Genomic DNA, 23,795 nt, shown 5'->3' on the forward strand with positions numbered 1-23,795 from the left:
ATCAGGCTTTCAGCAGTTCGCCTTCTTTTTGCATGCCTGTTGTTTCCACGCAGATATCAATCGCTTTCAGCAACTCTTCTTTCATTTCTTCGGTCACCCGGCTATACCCGAACATCCGGGCAATAAACGGCACTGCTTCTTCCCTTTCAATCGCTACTGCATCCTTCACCACTCGTTCCAGTGCCACCCCAATTTCTTCTACAGCAATGTAGCCAATTTTCCGGGCAGATGCCGGTAACTGGCTTCTGTTGCGGACTACGGGCGTTGGCAAGTCTGTATCCCATAGGAACTGTCCTTTTATCTTAATGCGTTTGCTGGCATCTGAATGCCTGACGGCATGGCGCAGTATTTCACGGATACGCGGGCCCACACGGGTAATGCCTGCGGCCTCCACCATGCGGCGGGCCAGTTCATCGAAATGCACCGGGCTTTCCACATTCACCACCTGCTCTACCCAACCACACAGCTTCACCATAGGCGCCTGATGAAATTCCTGTTCCCGGATATCTTCCGGCAGCACCGCTTCTTCGTACGCAGGCACCTCTACGTTTTCTTCCTCCACTACTTCCCTCGTGATAGAAGGTTCTGCCACACGCTGCGCCGCCATCTGATCATCATCAATAGCCGCCGCTGTTCTGGCCTGCTCAATGACTTCCACGAGGCGATTCAGCTCTTTCTCCGGGTTACGGAACCAGTCGGTACTCCATACCCTGTACATCTTCCAGCCAATACCTTCCAGTACCTGCTGACGCAGGCGGTCACGGTCGCGGGCGGAACGGGCGGAGTGATAAGCCGCGCCATCACATTCAATTCCCAGCAGATACCTGCCGGGATACCGGGGATCTACAATAGCCATGTCTATATAAAATCCCTTCGAACCTACCTGTTTCCTTACCGTATATCCCAACGCTTCCAGTTTGGCAGCTACCATTTCCTCAAAGGGACTGTCGGCCGGCAAGCCGGTTTCTCCGGTCATATACAGCTTTCCATGCTGCGCGAAATAGAGGAAATTTTTCAGCGATTGTATGCCGTAGCTCCTGGTCCGGGTCACATCTATATCATCGGCCGTGATGTTGGTAAACACTTCACAGCGCATCTTCGCGCGGGTGATCAGTACATTCAGCCTTCTTTCGCCGCCGTCGTTATTCAGCGGACCAAACGACATGGCCACATACCCTTCCTCCGTACGCCCGTAACCGATAGAAATAAAGATCACATCCCGTTCGTCGCCCTGCACGTTTTCGAGGTTCTTCACGAAGAAGGGCTCGTTCTGATGTGCACTGAAAAACGATTCCAGCTCCGGCGCATTCCGGCGCCGCAGCTCCAGCTCATCGCTGATGGCCTGTCGCTGTGTGGTGCTGAAAGCCACCACTCCCAGGCTCAGGCCCGGATGCAGGCGGGCATGCTCCATCACTGCATCTGCTACAATAGCTGCTTCCTTCGGATTGGTGCGGGTTTTACCCCTGTCGTACGCGGTATCTTTCAGGTGATGGAATACCAGGCCCCGGCTGTCTTTATCACCCGGACTGGGGAATATCACCAGTTTGTTCTCGTAAAATTCATGATTGGAAAGCGTGATGAGCGATTCATGCCGGCTCCGGTAGTGCCAGCGCAGCATACGTTGCGGAGCACCCTGGGCGTCGCACAGGCCGAGGATACTTTGCATATCTGCAGTTACATTGTCTTCGTCATCCGTTTCCCGGGTCAGCGAATCAAAGAAACTGGTAGGAGGCAGCTGTTTATTATCTCCTACCACTACCAGTTGTTTGCCTCTCAAAATAGCGCCCAGTGCGTCTACCGGTTTCACCTGACTGGCCTCATCGAATATCACGAGGTCAAATTCCACCGCTCCCGGCGGGAGGAAATTGGCGATAGACAATGGGCTCATCATAAACACCGGTTTCACCGCCTGTATCACCACTCCTGCTTCCTGCATCAGTTTGCGGATGGGCATATGACGCGCTTTCTTATTGAACTCCGTGCGGAGGATATTAACCTGTCCGCCTGCCTCCAGCCGGGGCATCTGCTCCCAGTGCTGCAAGGCGGCACGGGCACGGTTATACTGAAGATTAACAACATCCAGCCTGCGGAACTGCTGTACAATTTCCTCATGTCCGCCTCTTTCAAACTTCCGGAGTGCAGGTTGTGATTTGATGGCTGTTTCCACCAGGTATTCGTACCAGTTTTTTTGCAGCGCTGTTTTCAGCCATTGCCGTGCACCTTCCCATTCCTGTGCCGGAGTAATCAGGCATTGCAGATTTTCCTGTATAGCCGTTTCCGTTACATTGTTCCAGGCGATGAGATGATGAATCTCCGGCAATTTGTTGATCCATGTTTGCAGCTGTGCCTGCTCTGCGTCAAACTCACCACGATAAATACCTGCACCCAATTCCAGTTCATCCAGCAATTGAGCGCGGCTTTGCTGATGCTCCTGCACAAGCCGGAGCATTCGTTCCGCATCTGCACGGGCCGTAGCGGCATCACGGTTGTTTTGCAGATAAACTGCCACTTCGGGCGAACAGCTGCCGGAAGCAATGCGTGTATGCAGTTCCGTAAGATAAGCAGTAGCTGTTTGCAGGGCAGCCCAGTTAGTCTGCGCTTTCTGCCAACGGCTGCCAAACAGGGTGCGGGCCAGTTCTGCATGTTCTTTCAACAGCGCATCTTCCCGTTTATACTCCATGATGGCATCCACATACTGCAGCTTTTCTTCGTTATAATCGGGCAGGCGATGCCTGCAAAGGGCTGCCAGCCGGCGATTGCTTCGTTTGTATGCACCTATGAGGAACTTGTACCATTTGTCGCCATGAGCCAGCAGATCCTGCCGGATTTCCAGCACATCCTGATCCCAGGCTTCAGGAATCAGCACTTCCTGGTATTGCAGCTGTATAGCAGTTGCTGCTTCGCCCGCGGTGAGCCAGTCGTGTAGCTCCTGTTGCTGCTGCAACCAGGCCTTATTGTTTACATCCAGCTCCTGCAGATCCGGTTGCCGTGCCAGCAGCTCACATATATCGATCAGTGTTTTGGTTGTTGGAATATTCGCCGGCGCTGTTATTCCCATCTTACCGGCTACGGCATTCGTTTGTTGCAGCAGTGCTTCCAGCGATGCGGCCGTTTTCTGCAGCTGATCGGCCAGGGCCTGTTGCTCATGCGGCAGCAACACGGTCAGCTGGCTGCCGCGAAAAGTAAGTGCCGCCGGCATTCCTGTTTCCTGCAAACAGGCCTGTATACGCAAAGCCATCGTGGTGGCCTTGTTCATGGCTGCCGCATCCCATTGTTCTATATCCGGTAACTGTATGGCCGGCAACACTATTCCGGCTGTTTCTTCGTTTAGCCTTAACAGGTAGCCAATCAGCTGATGGGCTGTCAGCCCGCTTTTACCTATAGTGTCGTTTATAGAGAGACAATAATCATTCAGTTCTTTTTTGTAGCTGTCCAGCAGCAGCACCTCTTCCTGCAGTTTCTGTATCCTGGGCCGGCCCAGCTCCAGCACGCGGCGCAGCTCCTGGTGCAGCTCCTTTTTATTGGCTTTGTGACTGTGAAGCTCCAGGCAGGCCTCGCCTAACTGAATATTATCCAGCCGGCGCTTTACTACTTCCAGTGCGGCCAGTTTCTCCGCAACAAACAACACTTTCTTCCCGCGCCCGATGGCATCTGCAATGATATTGGTGATCGTCTGCGATTTACCGGTTCCCGGAGGCCCTTGTATAACCAGGTTCCGTCCTTCCTGTACCGATAACATTGCCATTATCTGCGAACTGTCTGCATCCACTACCTGGAAAAGCTCGTGGGCAGGCGTATCCCGGTCAATGAAAACATCTTCCGGAATCTGTGGCTGATCGTCTGAAAAACCGTTCCCAAAAAGGCTCTGGATCACCGGATGCGTTAGTACATCATTGTTGTTTTGCCATTTGGATGCATCGAGGTCGTTATAAATCATGAATTTCCCAAAGGAGAAAAAACCCAGCTCAATGGCATCCGGCGCTACTTTCCAGCGTGGCATACTTTCCACGGCGGCAGCTACAGAAGCCAGATAATCATTCACCTCAAAATCTTCAGTATCCGGCAGATCAGGAATATCGATATTGAAATCCGCTTTCATTTTTGCCAGCAGGGAAATGTTGGCGCCTATTTCCTCAAGAGAATATTTCAACCGGAAACGTTCCCGCGCATCAGACCTGTCGAGACGAACGGGTATCATGATAAGCGGCGCCAGGCGGGCTTCCTGCTCTTTTTCATCTTCATACCAGTGCAACATTCCTAAAGACAGGTACAAAATATTCACCCCCTGTTCTTCAATGCTCATGCGGGCTGCATAATAGGTATTCAGCAGCTTTGTATGCAGGATGTTCGGCGTTTCGTTGGTTTGTAAACGGGTATCATAGATCGCCTCTTTCGATACGGGTTCATTGTATTCCACACTTTCCCCAGCCTGTTTTTTCTCGGACCGCCCGAGAAACGACATGGTTTTGTTTTCCCTCACCAGTATATCATAAATGGCGGCAGATTGTTCCTCAACAATATGTAAACCCTTACCCACGGGCAATCTGTAGTTCAACAAAGGATTTCTCAGACCTAAATCCAGTAACTCCTTGCGGGCAGATTCAAGCCTGGTTAATATGGATGCGATCATAATAAACGAAATGAAAACGCTGCAAATATAATTTTAATAAACGGTGAACAGGGAGAAGAAGTATATAAAGATTGAAATTAAGAATTAAGAGTAGAGAATTAAGAATAAAGCGCGAAGACCTTAGCGAATTATAATGTTTTACACATATTCGCTAAGGTCTTCGCGCTTTATTCTTAATTCTCTACTCTTAATTCTTAATTTTCAACGCCCCGATTTTCCCATCCATAGAACTTATCAGCACTTTATCCTTGCCTGCCGGCAAAATCGCATTAATAAGGCAGTTAGATAGTTTGTACTTCCAACGAAGCGTGTGTTGATGGCTGTCTACGGCATAAACAACACCTGAGTGGGTAGATACGTAAATGACGCCGTTACTTTCCACCGAAGGAGCAGGATCCAGTTCATATCCCATATCGAGACTGGCCTGCCACATGAGTGCGAGACTATCGGCGCGGGTGGATACGCCATACAGGCGGCCTTCCATCGTTTTGATGAATATTTCGCTGCTGTCGGCGGAGAGTCCGATGGATTCCCTGACTTTCTTATCCGGCATCGAGGTTCTCCAGATCACTTTGCCGGTTCCGGCGTCAAAAGCAGTCATATACCTATCTGGTGCCACGATGAATACCCTGTTATTAGCAGCAACCGGCCAGCAGGCGGCAGGAGAGAACATCCGGTTAGAGGCGCCGTTGTTCCATTTCCACTTCAGCTCGCCTGTACGGGCATCCAGGGCGTAGAAATCGTTGCCCCAGCTGCCAAAATAGATGTTACCGCCGTAATAAAGTGGTTTATCTTCCACGAAACCATTCACACCGCTGAACTCCCAAACCAGCTTTCCGCTTGCCACACTGATGGCCCTGAAATGCCCGTCGGAAGATCCCGTATAGGCGATACCGTTTACGATCAGTGTACTGGCCACAATTGGTTTGCCGGTTTCAAAACGCCATAACAGTTTCCCGTTGTCTGCCTGCAGACAATAGATATTGTTATCGGAAGATGCCACCACTACCCTGTTGCCCGTCACTTCGGGCGTTGCATAGATTTTACCTTTGGTAGCAAAGGTCCATTTCTTCTTTCCGTTTTGTAACTGTAACGCATATATTTCGCCGGCGGTATTGGTAGAGATCACCAGGTTGTTGTATAACGCCATGCCTGAACCTATATCGCTGTTATCCTGATATACCCATCCTGTTTTCACTGCAGGGAAAGAATCGTTCATGGCCTGCGAAGGGCGCGGGAACGCAGGTTGACCGGGCCGGGCCATATGGCTGGCCAGGGGTATCTCTGCCCAGTGACGGCTCCGGGTAACCAGCGGCGTGCGTTCTTCGAATACGGCTTTGCCGTTGCCCACGGTAACGATGTTATATCCACCGATACTGTCTTTAGCCCGGAGGTTAGACCGGCACATAACGCCGGGGATGTCTTCAAAATTAAAAACATGGTTCGCATGCCCGTGACCACAAAGGATCAGCTGTATGTTGTGTTTCTTCAACGGGTCTATGGCTTCATACCAGTTATTCAGATCAGCATTCTGCGGATAGTGATTTACATAAACAACCGGCGTAATGGTATCCATCTCCCTTAATTGTTTATTCAGCCATACTACATTCTCTCTTGGTACCTGTCCGGGTCCCATACGCATATTAGGTCCGCAGTTGGTGCCCAGGAAACGGTATCCGCCATACGTAAAGGAAAATGTTTCGCTGCCAAAAACCTTTCTGAAGGTATTGCCACCGCTCTCCGACCACTTGGTATCGTGATTGCCCGGAATAATATACCAGGGCTTGTGCAGTCCGTCCAGTACCGATTTCGCCAGCCGCAATTCTTCATCAGCGCCAAATTCCGTGATATCGCCGGAAATGACTACAAAGGCGAGTTCCGGCTGGGCATTGATATCGGCCACGGTTCGCTGCAGATCTTCCAGGGCATTGTCGCTTCCCACATGGGTATCAGATACCATGGCAAATTTGAATATCTTCTGCGCCTTTATTACCGGGGAAATCCCCGTCAGCAGCAGGCTCCACGCCAATAGCCTCGCATAATATTTCATATGATAACCTTTTCTTTCCTTGATCATTATTACTGCCAGAATGGATTTTGTACAAGTGCAGGGTTCAATAATATTTCATTCACGGGCAGCGGGAACAGATAATTCTTTTTTTCATCGAATGTTTTTACCTGGTGCGGATATACCCAGATATTGCCTTTGTCGCCACCTGTCAATTCATGATCAGACCCCAGGATGTAATACTGCACCGCCGGATTGGGGTTCGCAGGCTTCTGGTCCACTACTGCCACATCTGTTTTGCCGTCGCCATCCATGTCTATCTCTCCTTTTGCCGGGCAGTACATGCCCAGGAACTGTTCTGCCAGCAGATGGCCTTCTTTCCAGCGCATCAGATCCTGGTAGCGGAAACCTTCCATAGCCAGCTCTATGCGGCGTTCTCTTCTTACCTCCAGTATAATTGGATCGGACGTATGCTTATACAAGTTACTTACTTCCGGATCAGGTATAATAGCCGCGATATTGAGGTTCGGCATGCCTGCGCGGCGACGGATCAGGTTGATGGATTTATCGGCATCTGCCTGCGTAAACTGTCCCAGCTCTGCTTTTGCTTCTGCATAGTTCAACAGCACTTCTGCATAGCGGAATACGGGCAGGTCGTTGGTATTGGTATTATATCCGTCCTGATCAGTACCGGTTACAAACTTAACACATTGATACCCGGTTTGCGCCACACTGAAATCCGGCACCAGTTTTTTGGTAGTCCCAATGCGCATATACCCGGGTGTACGCATGATCTGCGCCATACGCGGGTCGCGGTTGGCTGTTTCCTGCAGGAAAGTTTCCTGGGCATATCCCGGCTGTGCCGAGAATGGGGTGCCATCCTTCATCAGAAATCCGTTTACGAATGATTTGGTGAATCCTGGCATCGCCAGTGTGGATACAGTAAATACGCCGTTAGCCGCATGTCTTTTTGCGAGCGTATTATCATACACTTCTGCCAGTATATATTCATCTGTATTGGCATTTTCTGCTGCAAACAGGTTCAGATAATCCTGGTTAGGATTGCCGGTGCTATACAGTTTAAAGCCGCTTGTAAACAAGGCAGATGAAGCATCCACAGCGGCCTGCAGCAAACTATTGGCTTGTGCACCCAGGTTCAGTTCATCATGATATTTCCGATAGGTTCCTTCGTATAGGCATACCCGTGCTTTCAGTGCCAGCGCGGCCCATTTACTCACCCGGCTTATATTCCGGATAGCAGGCAGGTGCGCAATCGCATAGTCGATATCTGAGAGGATAGAGTCGAACACCTGCTTGCGCGGCGTGCGTGGATTATACAGCTCAGGGCTGGCTTCGTTCAGGGAAGTGCTGTACCAGGGTACATCTCCGAAACGTTTTACCTTATCGAAATAGAACATGGCGCGGAACATCTTTGCCATGCCGGCATATTGCTCTTTCACGGAATCGGGCGCCTGCGCGCGACGATAATTCTCCAGGAAGTAGTTGATGTTACGTAAACGGTCCCAGGTCCAGTCGGCATCGCCGGCGCTGTTGGGCAACGGCAGTTTACCCGCGATCAGCGCGCTGTTGGAACACTCCACGTTATCGCTGCTGCCATCGGCCTGGAATACACTGCTGCCGGGAAGGTAGGTGTAAAATCCGTTTGTATAGATCTCCAGATCCTTTTCTGTATTAAAGAACTTTCCAGGCTCTATCTGGCTGATAGGTGACCTGTCGAGATAATCCTTCGCGCAGCTGCTCAGGATCGCGAGCCCTGGCAGGAGAATAGATATATAACAGATAATCTTCTTCATAATCTTCAGTTGTTAGCAGGTTAAAAATTCAGATCCAGTCCGGCTGTGAACGTACGCTGCATAGGGTACACGAAACCGGCTCCGTTGGAAGAGGCATCGGGTTCGTCGCCGATGGTTTCAGGATCAAATGCTTTCGATAGCTTCGTCCAGGTAAAGAGGTTTTGACCGGAGAAGTATACACGCACACGATTGAGGTGCAATTTTTTCACCAGTACATCGGGCACGGTATAGCCTATACTGAGATTCTTGAGACGCAGATAGGCTGCATTCTGCAGGTAACGTGTCTGCGGCAGGTTCAGCGCATCACCACTGGCAAATGCTTCGTATGCCCGTGGCCGTGGGAAGTAGGCATCGGTATGTGTTGGCGTCCAATAGTTGTTCTGTATATGATCATATACAGGCTGGTTCCACCTGTTATAAAATCCCCAGAAAACGCCGGACTCACCACGCGGATAAAAGTCTTTTTTACCAATGCCCTGGAAGAATACGTTTACATCTATATTCCGCCAGTTGGCGCCCAGGTTCACACCGTAGGAATAACGCGGGGTGGTATTGCCTATCAGCACCATATCGCCATGATCTGCCAGGGTGTATTTTCCGTTATAGATCACGCCATCGCCATTTACATCTTTAAACTTGATATCACCGGCCATAGGATGCCCATTCACTTTATATGGGATAGCGGATACTTTTTGCTGATCTGCATGTTTCAGGTATTCGTCGTCGGTCTGAAAGAAACCTTCTGTAATATAGCCCCAGATGCCGCCCAATACCTGGCCTTTGTAATAATCGCCGAGGTACTGATTGGGATTGTCGTAGCGAGTGATAGTGGTACGATAATCAGAAAGTACCACGGAAACGTTGTAGCCAAAAGGTTTTCCGCCCAGCTTGAAATCATCCTTCCATTTGAGCGACAGTTCCCAACCTTTGGTGCTGAGATCAGCTGCATTGGTAGAAGGCTCCGTAGTACCCAATACTGCAGGCAACGATTTGCTCTTAGTGAGCATGTTGATGGTCTGACGGTTATACCAGTCGGCTCCTACTTCGAGGCGGTTGTTGAGTAATCCTATATCCGCTCCAAAATCCAGTGTCCTCGCAGTTTCCCAGGTAAGGCTCCGGGCAACAAGTCCGGGTGCAAATGTTCCCGGAGGTTTTGTACCGTCAATGATAGCAGTAATAGGCGCTACTGTCATGGTACTGAAATAAGCATAATTGCCTACCTGCTGGTTGCCCAATGACCCATAGGAAGCTCTGAGCTTGAATGAATTAATTGCTGGTTTTAATCCGCTGAAAAACGATTCTTCGCTCATCAGCCAACCGGCGGATACGGATGGAAAGAAGCCATAACGCTTGCTGGAAGGGAAACGGGAGGTACCGTCGTAACGGCCGTTGGCTTCGATGAAATATCTGCGGTTATAGTTGTACGACAGGCGGTAAAACATACCTCTCAGTGCCCAGTCGCTGTTATTATCGCCCACTTTCATCTGACCTGAAGTAAGGTTCAGGGAACCGTAGTTATCGCTCAGATTATTCTCTGCATATGCATAATACTGGCGGTAACGGTTCTGTTCCTGGTTAAAGCCTACGAGCGCGTCTACATTGTGTTTGCCGAAGCTCTTTTCATATTCTGCATACAGGTTGATAACGCTGTATACATTCTCGTCGGTAGAGGTCTGGTAAAAATCTTTGTTGGAATAGTTGGCAACATGTCCGGGCTTATCTTCATACTTCAGCTGGCGGGCCTTGCGATCGTCGCGGCTCTGATTCCACACCATGGTACCGTCACCGTTAATGTGCAGCGAGTTATCGAAGAAGCTGGTTTTAAAGCCAACGGTATTGCGGAACAGCTGCCGCGTTTGTATCTCCCGGCCACCATCCTGAAGGCTGCCGAAAGTAAGCATACCAGCCTGTGTCCAGTTGCCTGAGGGCGTTTTGATGACTTCATAGGGGTTGGCGAATAACGACAGGTAACGATATGCGTTGAAATCGCCGTTCACGAATTTATTCGGTGCATTGTATTTGCCCTGATCATATTCGCTGTTGGTATAAATCTTCAGCCAGTCGAACGCTTGCAAATCAAGCCGGGAGCGAAAGTTGTAGCGGTTGTATTTATCAGTGGCCACGCGGAAGGTTCCATCCTGCGATTGAATGCCACCAGAAAGATAGTAGCTCACTTTATCTGTTCCACCGGAGATACTGAGAAAGTTTTTACTGAAAGGTTGTTTATCGTTGTAGAATGCCTTGTACCAATCCGTGTTTCCGCCACGGATCCAGGTATTATTGGAAGTATTCACTCCCAGTTCCGGCAGGGAGGGATCGGCCTGCCGTTGTTTCAGGTAGGCGATCACCGTTAGCATGTCTGTATTATCGATGCCCGCATAGCCTTTATAGGCTTCGTTCTGTAACGTAGCTGCTGCCAGCGGATCATTGATTACATGAGGCAGTCCAAGAGGAGAACTGTAGCCAAAGGAATTGGAATAATGAATATTCACTTTCCCTTTAGCGCCTTTCTTTGTGGTAACCAGGATCACGCCAAATGCAGCCCTGGCACCATAAATCGCGGAAGAAGCAGCATCTTTCAGTACAGATACGCTCTCTACATCTTCCGGGTTAATGAGATTGATATCGCCTTCTACTCCATCTATCAAAATCAACGGCCCACCACCGTTGATAGAAGTGAATCCTCTCAGGTTGAAACTACCGCCTCTGTCGGCACGGCCATCAGCGAAAGTAATGTTCAGGTTGGGTATTACGCCCTGTAATCCCTGTGCCACATTGGTAATCGGGCGGTTTTCAAACACCTCTTTGCCAGCCTGACTTACAGCGCCTGTGATGTCTTCCTTCTTTTTAGTACCGTAACCTACTACTATTACCTGCGACAATATTTTATCTTCCTGTTTCATTTTAACAGCCAGTGTCACATGGCTATCAGCTGCAATATCATAGCCGCTGTATTCCTTCTTTTCATAGCCGATGAGACTGAAAGTAAAAATGTATTTTCCTTTTGGCAGCCGCTGAAAGCTGAACATCCCGTGTTCATCACTTACTGTACCGGTTTTCGTTTTCTTTTCCGGGTCGGTGGCCACCACGTTTACGCCGGGCAGCGCAGCGCCTTTTTCATCATGAATAACGCCTTTCACCGCTGGCGCAGGCTGCTGGGCGCGTGCAGCCATCAACGGGATCAGGCACATTAGTAACAGGGCATAGCAATGCCGTATTGCCAAAGGCAACAGTTGTTTTCTGAACATCATAAAATTTAATTAACGGACAGGTATTCTAATTCAGAGATATTTCATTGTTTCATAAGACTGATACAATTAGTACTATCATTTTGCTGAACCTTCAGATTGTTCAGCTCAGCTATTGTTTTGACGATATCTTCCAACGCATCTGTTTTGTTGAATTCTCCCGTAAAGGTGGCTTTTCGTGATACACCGGATATCATAATCCGGCGATTGAATTGTGCCTGCAACACATCAATAACTTTATATAGCTTTTCGTTGTGGAATTCGAGTGTATGGTCGGTGATCACGGTGGCATTTACGGCGGTAGCCGGACTGGCAATGGCCGGTGTATGCGACCTGGCCACCAGTACGCCTGGCTTATCGGCAGCAACGCGGAACTCATCGCCCGGTTGCAGTATCACCTGTTCAAACGCTACCTGCATATGCGTTCCGGCGATGGCTACTTTTCCTTCGAGCAGCTTCACTCTTGTAGCGATATGCTTCCCTGTTTCCACATCGAAGCAGGTGCCCAGTGCCGTGGTGATCACCTCATTTGCAACAACACTGAAAGGATGTCGGGGATCACTGGCAGCGTTAAAACGTGCCTTACCTTCCAGGAAAATGCGGCGGTTGTTGCGGAAATCCAATGCAAACTTTACCTGTCCTCCGGGCGAAAGCCGGATCCAGGAACCATCTGCCAGGGGAATCTGCATTAATACGTTGCTGTTGTTTGCAATAGTAGTATCTATATTTCGTTTAGTCGTTTCAGTTAGCGCCAGTTGCGTCTGTTGTACATTGGTGCGGGAGTACTGCCAGTAAGCGCCTGCTGCCACCAGTATCAGTATAGCTGCGGCAGCCGCCCACCAGGTACCGGCGCCACGTTTCATGGTACGAATGTTATCGGTGTTTTCGCGAATAATGGTATCGCGCATCCGTGCTGATGTTGCCGGATCCGGTAAATAACCGGTGGGCTCCTCCCATCCTTCTTCCGGGAAGACATCATCCAGCAGCTCAGGGCGTTGCTCCAGTATATTCAGTATCTCTGCTTTCTCCGCGTCGGTACACTCCCCATTGAAATATTTTTGCAGGCGCAATCTGATATTGTCCATAAACGGAAAAGCAGGTTTTTAGGAGAGTATACGTACGTGACAGAAAAAACCCCTAGTGGGTTGGAATATTTTTTATTTAAGCAGGTGGCGTAGCTGTTTCAACGCCTGTGCGATATGGTTCTCGACGGTTCTGGGGGAGATCGCCAGTTGCAGTGCAATCTGTTTATAAGAGAAGCCCAGGTACCGGCTCATATGAAAAACTTTCTTTCTTACAGGAGGCATGGCCTCCATTATTTCCCGGATAACTTCCAGTTGTGCGTCATCTTCCTCTTCTGTAACAATATCCCGGGAAGCAGTAACATGGCGGTTATACTGCTGCCAGGCCCTGGCATCTCTCAGTTCCTTTCTCAACACATCTATCAGGGAGGTTTTCATAATGCGGAACAACTGCACCTGTAAAGGCCATTCATCAGACAATAAATGCCGGCTGTTCCATAGTTTTATAAAGGTGATCTGCACGAGTTCTTCTGCAAGATATCGTGAATTCGTTCTCTTGTAAAAATAACCATACAACCGTTCATGCCACTCATCATACACCTGTTCCAAAGCGGTATGATCTCCCGATCTTATTGCTGCTAACAAGTCATCCATGTTGATTGAATTACAGCACAAACCTACTGCTTGTCATAGTTGCCTGTATGTTATATTTATGTGAATCAGTTTTTCCGTGGCGGGTAATGTACAAAAATTTGATCAGCTGTATAGGGTGATTTTAATTTGATATGACGAAAAAGATTTTATGGCCCAGGGGAGCGCTTTGCCTCCCCTGGATGTATTGATGGCTGAATTATACAAACCAGCGAATGGCAGCCTTTCGGAGTTCATTGAGATCCGGGATGTTATCAGATGCCCAGGCAACGATCCCATCAGGACGTATCAATAGGGCGTTTGCACCCAGGCGGTCTTTCACATTACCTGAAATATACCTGATTTGATCTCCATATTCAGTTGCAAAAGTTTTAAGAGCAATATTCCCGTCAAAATCAAGCAACACTCCCCGGCCATCCTGCATGAACCCACCAATCCGGGAACCGTCTTCAAACTCAAAATCAGGAACACTGCGGCCTGTCAGCGGGTGACTGTCACCCAGATTGTACTGCATAAAAACGCCTCTCACCCTTCCTGCAAAATAGGTGGCGCCATCACGTGTATTCATAAGATCGTTGATAATTGCATTCAGTGCACGTGCAGGTGGATCAGGTTTCATGATGGCCACCTGTGCCCGCGACCAATCCAGCACCTGCGCGCCAATGGGATGCCGTTCGCTGTAATAGCTATCCAGCAAGCCTTCCGGCGCTCGTTCCCGGATAGTGGCAGCGAGCTTCCAGCCGAGATTCATGGCGTCGCCCAATCCAAGATTAAGCCCCTGACCTCCTAATGGCGAATGAATGTGTGCTGCATCGCCAGCCAGCAATACCCGTCCATTGCGGTAGATGGAGGCTTGCCGTGTCCGGTCGCCCCAGGTAGTGGCAACATGCAGGGCGGTGATTGTAACGTCGGTTTCCGAAATGCGGCGCAACACTTCCTGCACATGTTCAGGCGTAACCTGTTTATCTGTATTGCGAAAAGCACCGCCATCAAAATCCTGCATAATCAGGTAACCCGGCTGTGATTGCAGATACATGCCGGTTGCTGTCATGTTTCGGCCCGGGCGAAGTTTCTCCGGATCAGCGATATCAACCAGAACGGAGTAGCCGGTAAATTCGGGCTCCGTACCAATGAACTCAAAGCCACCTGCCTTGCGAACAGCACTGCGGCTTCCATCGCAGCCCACCAGCCATTTGCCTTTAAATGATTGTCTTTCCGATTGTACTGTCACTTCATCCGCAGTTTGCTGAAAGTCTGTAACGGCCAGCCCACACCTGATTTCTACTCCCAGCGCTTCTGCGCGGCGAGTCAGCACTGTTTCAACCTCCGCCATTTCAGACAACAAAACGGTGCCGGTGGAGCCTGGTAAATGATACTTCCATTGCGAGTTATCGATATCTCCCTCATAAAATGGAATTCCGGCGAAATGCCCCGCCTGGCGCCGTGGGCCTTGTTGTACCTGCCCGGCATGGGGGTTTTTAAGGCGTTTATGTATCTCAAGTTCATCTAACAATCCACGGCGGTAAAACGCTTCAATAGTAGGCATTGAAAGCCCCCGCATACCGAAAGGAAGTTGCTTCAGTGGAGAGCGTGGATCTGTTGCTTTTTCCAATATCAGCACCGAACATTCAGCCAGCGCCAGTTCACAGGCTAGGAACAGGCCCACAGGCCCTGCACCGGAGATGATTACATCGTAAACAGATTGATTTTGCGTAACGTTCATATAGTATGATTGAAACACAAAATTCCGGAATGTGCATCGGGTAGGCTTGTATAAACACGACAAAATAGTTGCCGGTTATTTCATTTGTGTTTTCGTGCAAATGCTGCCGGCGTAATACCAGTGTAGCGCTTAAATTCTCTGCTAAGATGGGATTGATCCGTATAGCCCAGCTCGTGAGCTAAGCCGGCAATATTAACGTCCGGATAATGCCATAATTGGTTTCGCACCTGCTCAAAACGGATCAGACCTGACACGTCTTTAACCGTGTAACCGGAAGATTGCTTGAACTTCCTTTCCAGGGTACGAACTGTTGTATGAGCCGCGGCGGCAATCCGGCTTACCGGTATAGCACCGTTTGCTTCCCTCATGGCAATTCCAGCTTTGAATAGCGTGCTGTCAACGGCCATCGGCAACCGCTTGTACAGGAAATACTCTTTTAGATACGTCACCGCTTCATCTATCCTGCCGGCATGAACGTACTTATTCAACGTGGCATGCAGCCGGGCTATAGGATGCTCAAATATATGTACGCTGTCTTTGCCGGATGACAGTCCGAGCAAATCAAATACTGTCCACGGATAGCACCTGATACCAATGATTTCCAAACAGGCTTTCGTATTTACAAGAACAGGCTGATTGAGCAGCCCCATGATAAACGGTGATGGCAATGGTTGCAGGCTTCCATTGAAAAAAATGCTGCAGGTATTTCCGAAATGGAAAATAATTTCTGCGTAGCCGTCGGGGAGTACTTCAAAAACAGCCGGCGCTTTTCTTTCGTACCAAAAGCATTTTATGGAATCACGTAACGCTTCGGGCGGTTCAAATTCTAAGTGTTGTGTATTGAAAAACAACATATTTGGGGGGATTTAACGGGTATCAAAACAACAGTGATATGATGTATATTTAAGCAGTAATAATATGCAAAATTAAATAAAATGAGGAAAATCAGGGGATGCAATTTTTCTCTTCGTGTTGTTACCATTTAAAAACAAAATCATGACGCAGGCTAACAGAGAAAGTTTGTGGAAACAATTTGGTGGTAGTATCGACATGCTGATCAATGCTGTTTCGGCATATCCTGAAAATCTTTGGTACAAGGAGAAAAAGTTTTTTTACATCTCCTATCATGTAGCTATTTTCCTGGACTACTACTTAACAATTCCGGCGGGGCCGCTCTCTTCACCGCTTCCGTTCACGCTTAGTGACGATGTTCCGGCTGATGGTATTGACGATATTGTTCCGGACAGGATTTATAGTCAGGAAGAAATACTGGCTTATTTGCAGGCAAGCAGGACGAAATGCCATGAACTTATCATTGGCATGACGGAGAGTGATTACGCGAAACAGTGGGTAGAGGTAGATGGTAATAAAGAGATGCCGGTTTTTGAATTGTTCTTATACAACATGCGTCATGTACAACATCATGCGGCGCAGTTGAATATGCTGGTGAGAAGGGATACGGGTAATGCGCCACGTTGGGTACGGGCGGCGAGGTAAAACTATATGCGGTAATTGGGTATAGGAAACGGTGGGGTTCGACAATACTCCTGACAACCATGCTATATAATTAGATACAAATAAATTATGTATTAACTTTATTAATAAAAAGCATTCGCCTGTATGAAAAAATCATTGACATTTATTTAGGATTTTCTGAGTCAGAACCTTGAACTCTTGAAAACTTTTTTGCACGGCATAAACATGTGCTCCAATTGCCCCATCAGCAGGCTTCAGTAAAAAAATTGGTTTGTGTGCATCCATGGACATTGGTGCCAAACTGCGATAATGCTTTAATAATGCTATACAGTTTTCATCATTATCAACTGTTATTGAATCATCAATATTAATGCTTGCTAAAACATACTTTTTGTATACTTCTGGAATCCGGTTCGCCCATTTCAGATACGATTTAACAGGACGACTTTCTTTTGCAGAATATTGCATTACAATATAACCCGCTGGTTCCGCCCTATTTTCTGGAATAGTTATTTTCTTAGGGACAAGTCCCTTACGTAAGCTCCACTCTTTCTTCCAATGCTGCAGAGTTGTACCCAAGTTTTTTATTCCTTGCAATGAGAAAAGGTCCGAAGCCACAGGCATAATGATAAAATCAGAGCTTATAGTAACTGCTCTATTGATTGCTCCAAGGTTCGGCCCAACGTCTACTAATACCACCTCAGCATTAAATCGGCCCGCTGCCTCATCAATGATTGTTTTAAAAATACTAGTAATACGAAATGAATAGGTGTCTCCATTCAAGCATTTCAGCCAAGCATCACTTAATCTATCTTCGAAGGTAGACAAAGCTAAGTTACCCAGAATTACACCCAGCTTATCATTAATGGACTCAATATGAACTGGCACAAATGGATCACCATCTACAATTGGTAGAATGGCATCCAAAATCGTAATAGGCTCCTCTTTTTCGTAAATTTCTTCAAATCGTTCATTAGTTAGAAACATCGATGTCAAATTGGACTGGGGATCCAAATCTATAGTAATGGTTCGTACACCTAGTTCGGACAACATCCAAGCTACATGATAAACTGTGGTAGTTTTTCCCACCCCACCCTTATTATTAAAGAACGTAATTATCCTCATTACCAATTGTTATTTATCGGAATAGAAACTTTAAATTTTGTAGTCAAATCCAAGTGAAAAACAGGCTCTCCATTGCCATTCTTTTCCAACTCAGCTTTAGCTCTTTTAACACCATAGTTAAAGCGATTTACATATCCCAAAATTTTCATCGATTCCGCTAATACCACATTTCTATAATCGCTAGCATTCGGAAAGTTCTGCGGCGTAGCCTCACCAAATAAACCACCTGAATTTATAATTTCAATGCGGTTAGAAAATTCATAGATGTAAATAGGAGCGTTTGATTCATAACTTCTGTGCATGATTGCATTCATCACTAATTCACGTAAAGCCCAGTATGGATAGTTACGAATACTTTGTTCCTGAAATGAATCAGCTTTCTGTGGTCGCTCCTTAATAATATTTCCTTTAATAAAATCATCAAGCAAACGTAACTCGGTAATTAAGGCTCCAGAAAATTTTTTTTCAAATTCTACATCATCAGTCATTTCCGTCCCCCCAAATTTTATATACTGAATGTAAGCACCAGGCAAATAAAATTCGGGATTCAAGCCAAATAGCAAAATACCAGCATTTGTTGGACACTTTTCTTTTGGATCATAAAAACGTAATGAAGCTAATTGCTCTTCTATTGTTCGTCCATTTTCTGCAAGTGTTTCTTTGTCGACTGCGGACGTTAAATAATTAATCTTAAATAAGTCCACACTGATATCTGCTAATGCTGCACCTAATGCAGGCACTAGATCAAATGTCTTTGCATTCGAAACTCGTTTTTCCGAAAGAATCCTCTCCTCTTCCACGGAGGCTTTATCTCTCCTTGGGCCGACTCTGATCCAACATCTTCCGTCATATCTAACCGGAGGGTAAGTGGAAGGCTTAACTTCAATTACAATTACATCACCACCATCTAATTGAAAAATAGGACTTACTATAATCGAAGGTTGAGGTAAAATTTTACCATTGGTTTTCATCCCTCCGATCTTTTGCAAATCATCATCTGTATATTTCTTTCCAGCTAGGGTACCATCATCATTGACACCAAGCAAAAGATATCCAGGGCACTTATGATTGGGAAAATCGTTGCTAAACGCGCAAATAGCTTGTCCGAGTTTATCGTCTGCGGTTGACCTAGTCCTCTCTACCCGGTCACTTTCCATTGTGCCTATTAACTCTTTTACCTTTTCTACTGTAATCATTTGTATTAATTAAGATTAGGTTTAACAAAAATACTCTACTGGATTCGTTGCAAAATAAACCATAGTAATACATTTGTAATGGTACTCCCTAATAATTTCGTTGAATTATAATTGTGATAAAAGAAAAACTGCAGTAAATAAAATTTACTAATAATTATTTTATACTACAAAAAAGCCAAAACCTTTCGCGATGTTTCTCTCTTCTCATATTGTATGGTACGAAATTCGAACAATTTCCTCAGTATTTAGAGATACAAATAGTATTTTCTGAGAGTCTGCACCTCCTAACATTTGACAACAGCATGGTACTTTCATAACAATGTAGAATAATTGGCTCAATTTATACCGAGAATATTGCTTTATTAGAGAGCATTTTCGAACCGCTAGTGTCAAGGAGGCTATTAAATTAATATACAATGTGGATAAAGCTTTCAGAGGAAATAAGAAAGGACAAACCGATGAAAAACCGATTTGTCCTTTCTTCGTGTCCCGGATTGGATTCGAACCAATGGCCTACTGCTTAGAAGGCAGTTGCTCTATCCAGCTGAGCTACCGAGACTTACACGTTCATTTAATCTCTGAAATGTGAAATAAATTGTTATATTTATCCCGCATTTTGGGAGTGCAAATTTATATAAAAATCTCTCAATAAATCAAAAATAATTTAATTTTCTTTAAATATAGACTTTGCTCGCTATGAATGTACAAATTGAATCAAGTTGGAAGGAAGCGTTAAAAGATGAATTTAACAAAGACTACTTTAATCAGATCGTCATGTTCCTCAAACATGAAAAAGCACTGGGTAAAGTCATTTATCCAGCGGGTAATCTGATTTTTAACGCTTTTGAAAAAACACCCATCGACAAGGTAAAGGTAGTGATATTGGGCCAGGACCCTTATCACGGACCAGGCCAGGCACATGGCCTCAGTTTCTCCGTACCTGACGGTGTGAAGCCCCCTCCTTCATTGGTGAACATCTACAAGGAAATGAAAAACGATCTGGGCCTGGAAATCCCCGAAAGCGGCAATCTTACAAAATGGGCGGAACACGGCGTAATGCTCCTCAACGCCTTCTTAACGGTAAGAGCCGGCGAACCTGCATCACACAGCAAAATCGGCTGGAGCGACTTTACCGACGCAGTGATCCGCAAAATATCCGAACAACGGAAGGACGTGGTATTCCTGCTCTGGGGCCGGTTTGCTCAGGATAAACAATACCTGATCGATGCCACCAGACATCATATACTACAGGCTGCACACCCCTCTCCTTTCAGCGCCGATAAAGGATTTTTCGGATGCAAACACTTTTCCCGCACCAACGAAATACTCACCAAGGCCGGAATTGAGCCGGTCGACTGGAGACTATAAACGCATGAGCTATGTTGAGAAATATATTCGGCAGAATATTCGCCCTATGGACCTTACTGCTGTTTGCTGGCACCATGTTAATCGTATTTATTCCTGTCTGGATCTTTTCATTCTGGCCGGATCCCACCAAAACAAAGGGTTTCCTCGCCATCGGCAGGGCATGGATGATCGTATTCATGCCATTGATCGGATGCCCCGTCAGAAGAAAAGGAACGGAATACTTTGCGCCAGACCAAACCTATGTGATAGTATGTAACCACAATTCCCTCATCGATGTACCGGTTACTACTGCCAAAACTCCAGGCCCTAATAAAACCCTGGCAAAATCATCGCTCGGCAAAATTCCGCTGTTCGGAGTAATGTACAGGATAGGCGGCATTATGGTAGACCGCAGCAGTGAGGCCAGCAGAAAACACAGTGTCGTGCAAATGAAAGAGGCACTGGACCTGGGATTACATATGCTCCTCTATCCCGAAGGTACCCGCAACCGGACTCCCGAGCCCCTGAAAGCATTTTATGATGGCGCTTTTGCCCTCGCTATCGATACCCAGAAGCCTATCATGCCTTCATTACTCTTTCATACCCGGAAAATACTGCCTGCAGAAAAGAAATTCTTTATGTGGCCACATCCCATCGAATACCATTTTCTGCCCCCGATCCCTACCGCCGGCCTGACCAGAGATGATCTGCCAGCCCTCAAGGAGAAAGTATTTCAGTTGATGACGAATTACTATGTAGCACACAATAGTCTTTAGTAAAATGCAGCGAGGATCATAACACAATATGATCCTCGCTGCATTTTACTAAAGACTAAAAGCTAAAGGCTAAAGACGCTATAAGTCGTAGAACTGTCTCGATCGGTTAATCCTCAGATCTCGCAAAATACCCGCCTTCGGATTAATAGTGATGCTGAACTGACGGAAAGTACCGAATGGTATGATGTTGATCGACATCTGCCAGCAATGCAGGTCGCGCGAGATATACATATTCGTATAGGCAATCTGCATATTGGTGAAATCAAAACCAGAGTTAAGCCCGATTTTCCATTTAGGCGTCAGACTGAAATCTCCGTTAAAACTCACATATTGTGTCACCCGCTTTACTACGCCTCCGGAGTCGGGAATAACAGTATTGGTATAAGCTAAACTGTAAGAGAGATCCAGGCGCCACGGGATATCAAAATCCACGTACTCGCCAGGATTATTACGTACCATCTGCAACTGTCGCTGCTGCGCAGCAAAGGCTGCATCCGTGCTTTGCGCATTCTGGATAGAATCAAGCTGCGCCTGCTTATTCTTACTCTTCTTGTCTTTCGATTGGAAAGATGTACTCAGCGATATACTGGCGTTAGTCAACCGTCCCAGGCTGAGCTTACCCTGCTGCCATACGTATTTGTCGAGGCGGTGCCCACGGGCATCTACCTGATACGGATCAATGTTACCAGTGGCAGAGATATTCAGTTTATCAAACAGGTTCGTTCTTGCATAGATACTGAAAGGCGACAGCTTAAATGAATCAGCCACCAGGTTGTAGCTACCGTTAATACCAAAACCATCCAGCAACTTTATCTTCTTTTCATGGCTCCCGCTGGTATCCTTCTTGGAAAATACCTTCATCTCCAGGTTATTATCCAATCCGAAACTGATACCGCCAAACGATCCCATACCCGGCACACCAACAATAGCTCCATCAAACATCGATACCATGGTGGAGTCTTTCTCTTTGTTGTACCTGTATTTGTAATAGTATTTGCTCGACAGATCAGGCCTGTAAGACATACTGATATTAGGCCGCACCACGTGACGGATCGCCCTTACTTTAGATGTTTTCTTAAAGGCATACATACCATATACGGCCGTCGACAGCGATACACCGGCGCTTACATCACGTGCAGTGAAGAGCCCCGACTGATAGATACTGTCAACGCCGCCTTTATCAGTTGATCCCGGAATGGGTTTATTGTCGTTCCACTGACGCAACAGCTTCTTGGCATACCAGTATTCGGTGTAGTTAACACTGGGCGATAAAGTGAATGTTTTAAATACCGGAATGGAGAACGAAATCGGGATACTGTGCTGCATACCGGTTTGCATCGCATTAAACATCGACTGCTTACCAAAGGCCGAATCTTTGAAATTAGCCTGGTTACGCAATATGCCATTGTAGGAAATACCTATCTTATGATACCATTTGGGAGAACCTACCATTTCCTTAGGCTGGAAAGGATAAATCGTATTTACCGTGAAAGTAGCGTCCGGGAACGAAATAGACACATCCCGGGTACTAAGGTTCTGAGAATGGTTCAATCCCAGCGTAAGGTTATAAGGCTTGCCCTGCCATGTTTTGGAGAAGGTAATAGAAGACCCTATATTGTTGTTTACGCGGGTATTATAATCATATACATTAAACTGATTGTAGGTAGATGTACCAAAGTTAACAGCTGCTCCAAAGTTCACGCCTGGCCGGGCCTTGCTGTCCATGCTGTGGTTCCAGGTAACGCGGAAGTCCTTGGAGTTACTGAACTCAGATTTCACCGCCGGATCTCCAAAACGGGTATTGGCAAAGCTCAGGTTCAGCCCTCCGTTATATTTATAACGCTTCCGGTAAGTGGGGCTGGCCGTCAGGCTCCAGCTGCCATAAGAGTAAACATCCCCTCTCATGGTAAGGTCAAAATGCTCCCCCAGACCTATATAATACCCTCCGTTTTCCAAACCGATACCTTTCTGCTGGTTCACTACATACTGAGGAGGCAGGATACCGGAACGCTGTCCCTGTGTGATGGGGAAAATGGCAAACGGAATGAACAAAGGAGTGGGAATGCCCTCTATTTCCAGGTTGGCCGGGCCGGAGATCACCAGCTTATCGGGGATCACCTTGATTTTACGCGCCCGGAAACTGAAGTGCGGTGTATCCAGGTTACAGGTGGTATAACCATTCTTGAAACCGAAAATACTGTTGTCAGGTCCTTTTTTGGTTTGTTCACTATGAATATATCCCTCTCCGTACTGCGACTTGGTATGATAAATCTTTGCTTTCTGGGAGGTAAAGCTGTATTTGAGTGTATCAGACTCGAAGCTCTGTCCGCCATCATTCATCACCGGTCCGCCAAAAAACTTACCCGCCGTATCTTTGGCATTGGTCGCTTCCAGGATACCGGTTTCCTGGTCGAAATTCATTTTTTCGGCGGAGAGATCAATAGTTTTGTATTTTGTGTTCGCGGTGCCGTACAGGTAAAACTTTTTGGCCGGAACCATCAGGATGATGGAATCCTTTGCCTTATAGCTTACCGGAGCATCCAGGGTATCCTTGGAGATCTTTGGCACAAAGAGCGTATCTACTGTTCGCTCGCCGGAAGTATCAGCCCCGGGAGATAACGTAGTACTATCATTTGCGCCTGCCGGCAGTTTAGCCCTGGTGGTGTCCTTTGAAGCCCGGAGTTTAGCTTTAGTAGAGTCTTTCCTTATTACAGGGGTCGTGTCTGCCAAATTTTTGTTAAAAAAAGCTGGCGCATGTGGCTTTCCTCCTGCAACTGCA

At 47.0% G+C, this 23,795-nt stretch carries 14 protein-coding genes and 1 tRNA gene; 3 read left to right on the forward strand and 12 right to left on the reverse strand.

Annotation, left to right across the window (positions count from 1 at the left end):
* Position 1: 1 nt before the first annotated feature.
* From UNH61_RS21200 to UNH61_RS21235, 8 genes are all read right to left on the reverse strand, one after another.
* Complete coding sequence (locus UNH61_RS21200) at positions 2–4,630, reverse strand: DUF3320 domain-containing protein (protein WP_326994003.1); 4,629 nt, start codon at positions 4,628–4,630, stop codon at positions 2–4.
* A 187-nt stretch (positions 4,631–4,817) separates the two neighbouring features.
* Entirely contained in the window at positions 4,818–6,680 is a 1,863-nt protein-coding gene (locus UNH61_RS21205) for a PQQ-binding-like beta-propeller repeat protein (protein WP_326994004.1), read from the reverse strand.
* Positions 6,681–6,709: 29 nt separating this feature from the next.
* Complete coding sequence (locus UNH61_RS21210) at positions 6,710–8,452, reverse strand: RagB/SusD family nutrient uptake outer membrane protein (RefSeq protein WP_326994005.1); 1,743 nt, start codon at positions 8,450–8,452, stop codon at positions 6,710–6,712.
* A 20-nt stretch (positions 8,453–8,472) separates the two neighbouring features.
* A complete protein-coding gene (locus UNH61_RS21215; protein WP_326994006.1) occupies positions 8,473–11,703 on the reverse strand; it encodes a TonB-dependent receptor in 3,231 nt (1,076 codons plus the stop codon).
* 41 nt (positions 11,704–11,744) lie between these two features.
* Complete coding sequence (locus tag UNH61_RS21220; RefSeq protein WP_326994007.1) at positions 11,745–12,785, reverse strand: FecR domain-containing protein; 1,041 nt, start codon at positions 12,783–12,785, stop codon at positions 11,745–11,747.
* A 72-nt stretch (positions 12,786–12,857) separates the two neighbouring features.
* The gene (locus UNH61_RS21225; protein ID WP_326994008.1) at positions 12,858–13,376 is read right to left on the reverse strand and encodes a sigma-70 family RNA polymerase sigma factor; all 519 of its coding nucleotides are present in this window, start codon (positions 13,374–13,376) and stop codon (positions 12,858–12,860) included.
* Between the two features lie 196 nt (positions 13,377–13,572).
* Positions 13,573–15,096 carry an FAD-dependent monooxygenase gene (locus tag UNH61_RS21230; RefSeq protein ID WP_326994009.1) on the reverse strand — a complete coding sequence of 508 codons (1,524 nt, stop codon included), beginning with the start codon at positions 15,094–15,096 and terminating at the stop codon, positions 13,573–13,575.
* An 80-nt stretch (positions 15,097–15,176) separates the two neighbouring features.
* A complete protein-coding gene (locus UNH61_RS21235; protein ID WP_326994010.1) occupies positions 15,177–15,950 on the reverse strand; it encodes a helix-turn-helix domain-containing protein in 774 nt (257 codons plus the stop codon).
* 142 nt (positions 15,951–16,092) lie between these two features.
* On the opposite strand from UNH61_RS21235, the gene UNH61_RS21240 reads away from it, so the two are divergent.
* A complete protein-coding gene (locus UNH61_RS21240; protein ID WP_326994011.1) occupies positions 16,093–16,593 on the forward strand; it encodes a DinB family protein in 501 nt (166 codons plus the stop codon).
* A gap of 132 nt (positions 16,594–16,725) precedes the next feature.
* On the opposite strand, the gene UNH61_RS21245 is transcribed toward UNH61_RS21240, so the two are convergent.
* The 3 genes from UNH61_RS21245 to UNH61_RS21255 all read right to left on the reverse strand — a co-directional run bounded on the left by UNH61_RS21245 (position 16,726) and on the right by UNH61_RS21255 (position 19,452).
* On the reverse strand, positions 16,726–17,697 hold the full coding sequence (locus UNH61_RS21245; protein ID WP_326994012.1) for a ParA family protein: 972 nt from the start codon (positions 17,695–17,697) through the stop codon (positions 16,726–16,728).
* Positions 17,697–18,893, reverse strand: coding sequence for an RNA-binding domain-containing protein (locus tag UNH61_RS21250; RefSeq protein ID WP_326994013.1), 1,197 nt, complete (start codon positions 18,891–18,893; stop codon positions 17,697–17,699). Before UNH61_RS21250 ends, UNH61_RS21245 begins: the two co-directional genes overlap by 1 nt.
* Positions 18,894–19,378: 485 nt before the next feature.
* Positions 19,379–19,452 (reverse strand) — tRNA-Arg (locus UNH61_RS21255).
* Positions 19,453–19,589: 137 nt separating this feature from the next.
* Between UNH61_RS21255 and ung the strand changes: the two genes are divergently transcribed.
* Together ung and UNH61_RS21265 are read left to right on the forward strand one after the other, a co-directional pair.
* Positions 19,590–20,261: a uracil-DNA glycosylase gene (gene ung, locus UNH61_RS21260; protein WP_326994014.1), complete on the forward strand. Its 672-nt coding sequence runs from the start codon at positions 19,590–19,592 to the stop codon at positions 20,259–20,261.
* Positions 20,262–20,272: 11 nt separating this feature from the next.
* Positions 20,273–21,016, forward strand: a complete 744-nt coding sequence (locus UNH61_RS21265; RefSeq protein WP_326994015.1) for a lysophospholipid acyltransferase family protein — start codon at positions 20,273–20,275, stop codon at positions 21,014–21,016.
* A gap of 78 nt (positions 21,017–21,094) precedes the next feature.
* Here the strand turns inward: UNH61_RS21265 and UNH61_RS21270 are convergent, their stop codons facing one another.
* Positions 21,095–23,746: a putative LPS assembly protein LptD gene (locus tag UNH61_RS21270; protein ID WP_326994016.1), complete on the reverse strand. Its 2,652-nt coding sequence runs from the start codon at positions 23,744–23,746 to the stop codon at positions 21,095–21,097.
* Positions 23,747–23,795 lie beyond the last annotated feature (49 nt).

Origin of the sequence: Chitinophaga sp. 180180018-3, assembly GCF_037893185.1 — a bacterium.
Taxonomy (GTDB): domain Bacteria; phylum Bacteroidota; class Bacteroidia; order Chitinophagales; family Chitinophagaceae; genus Chitinophaga.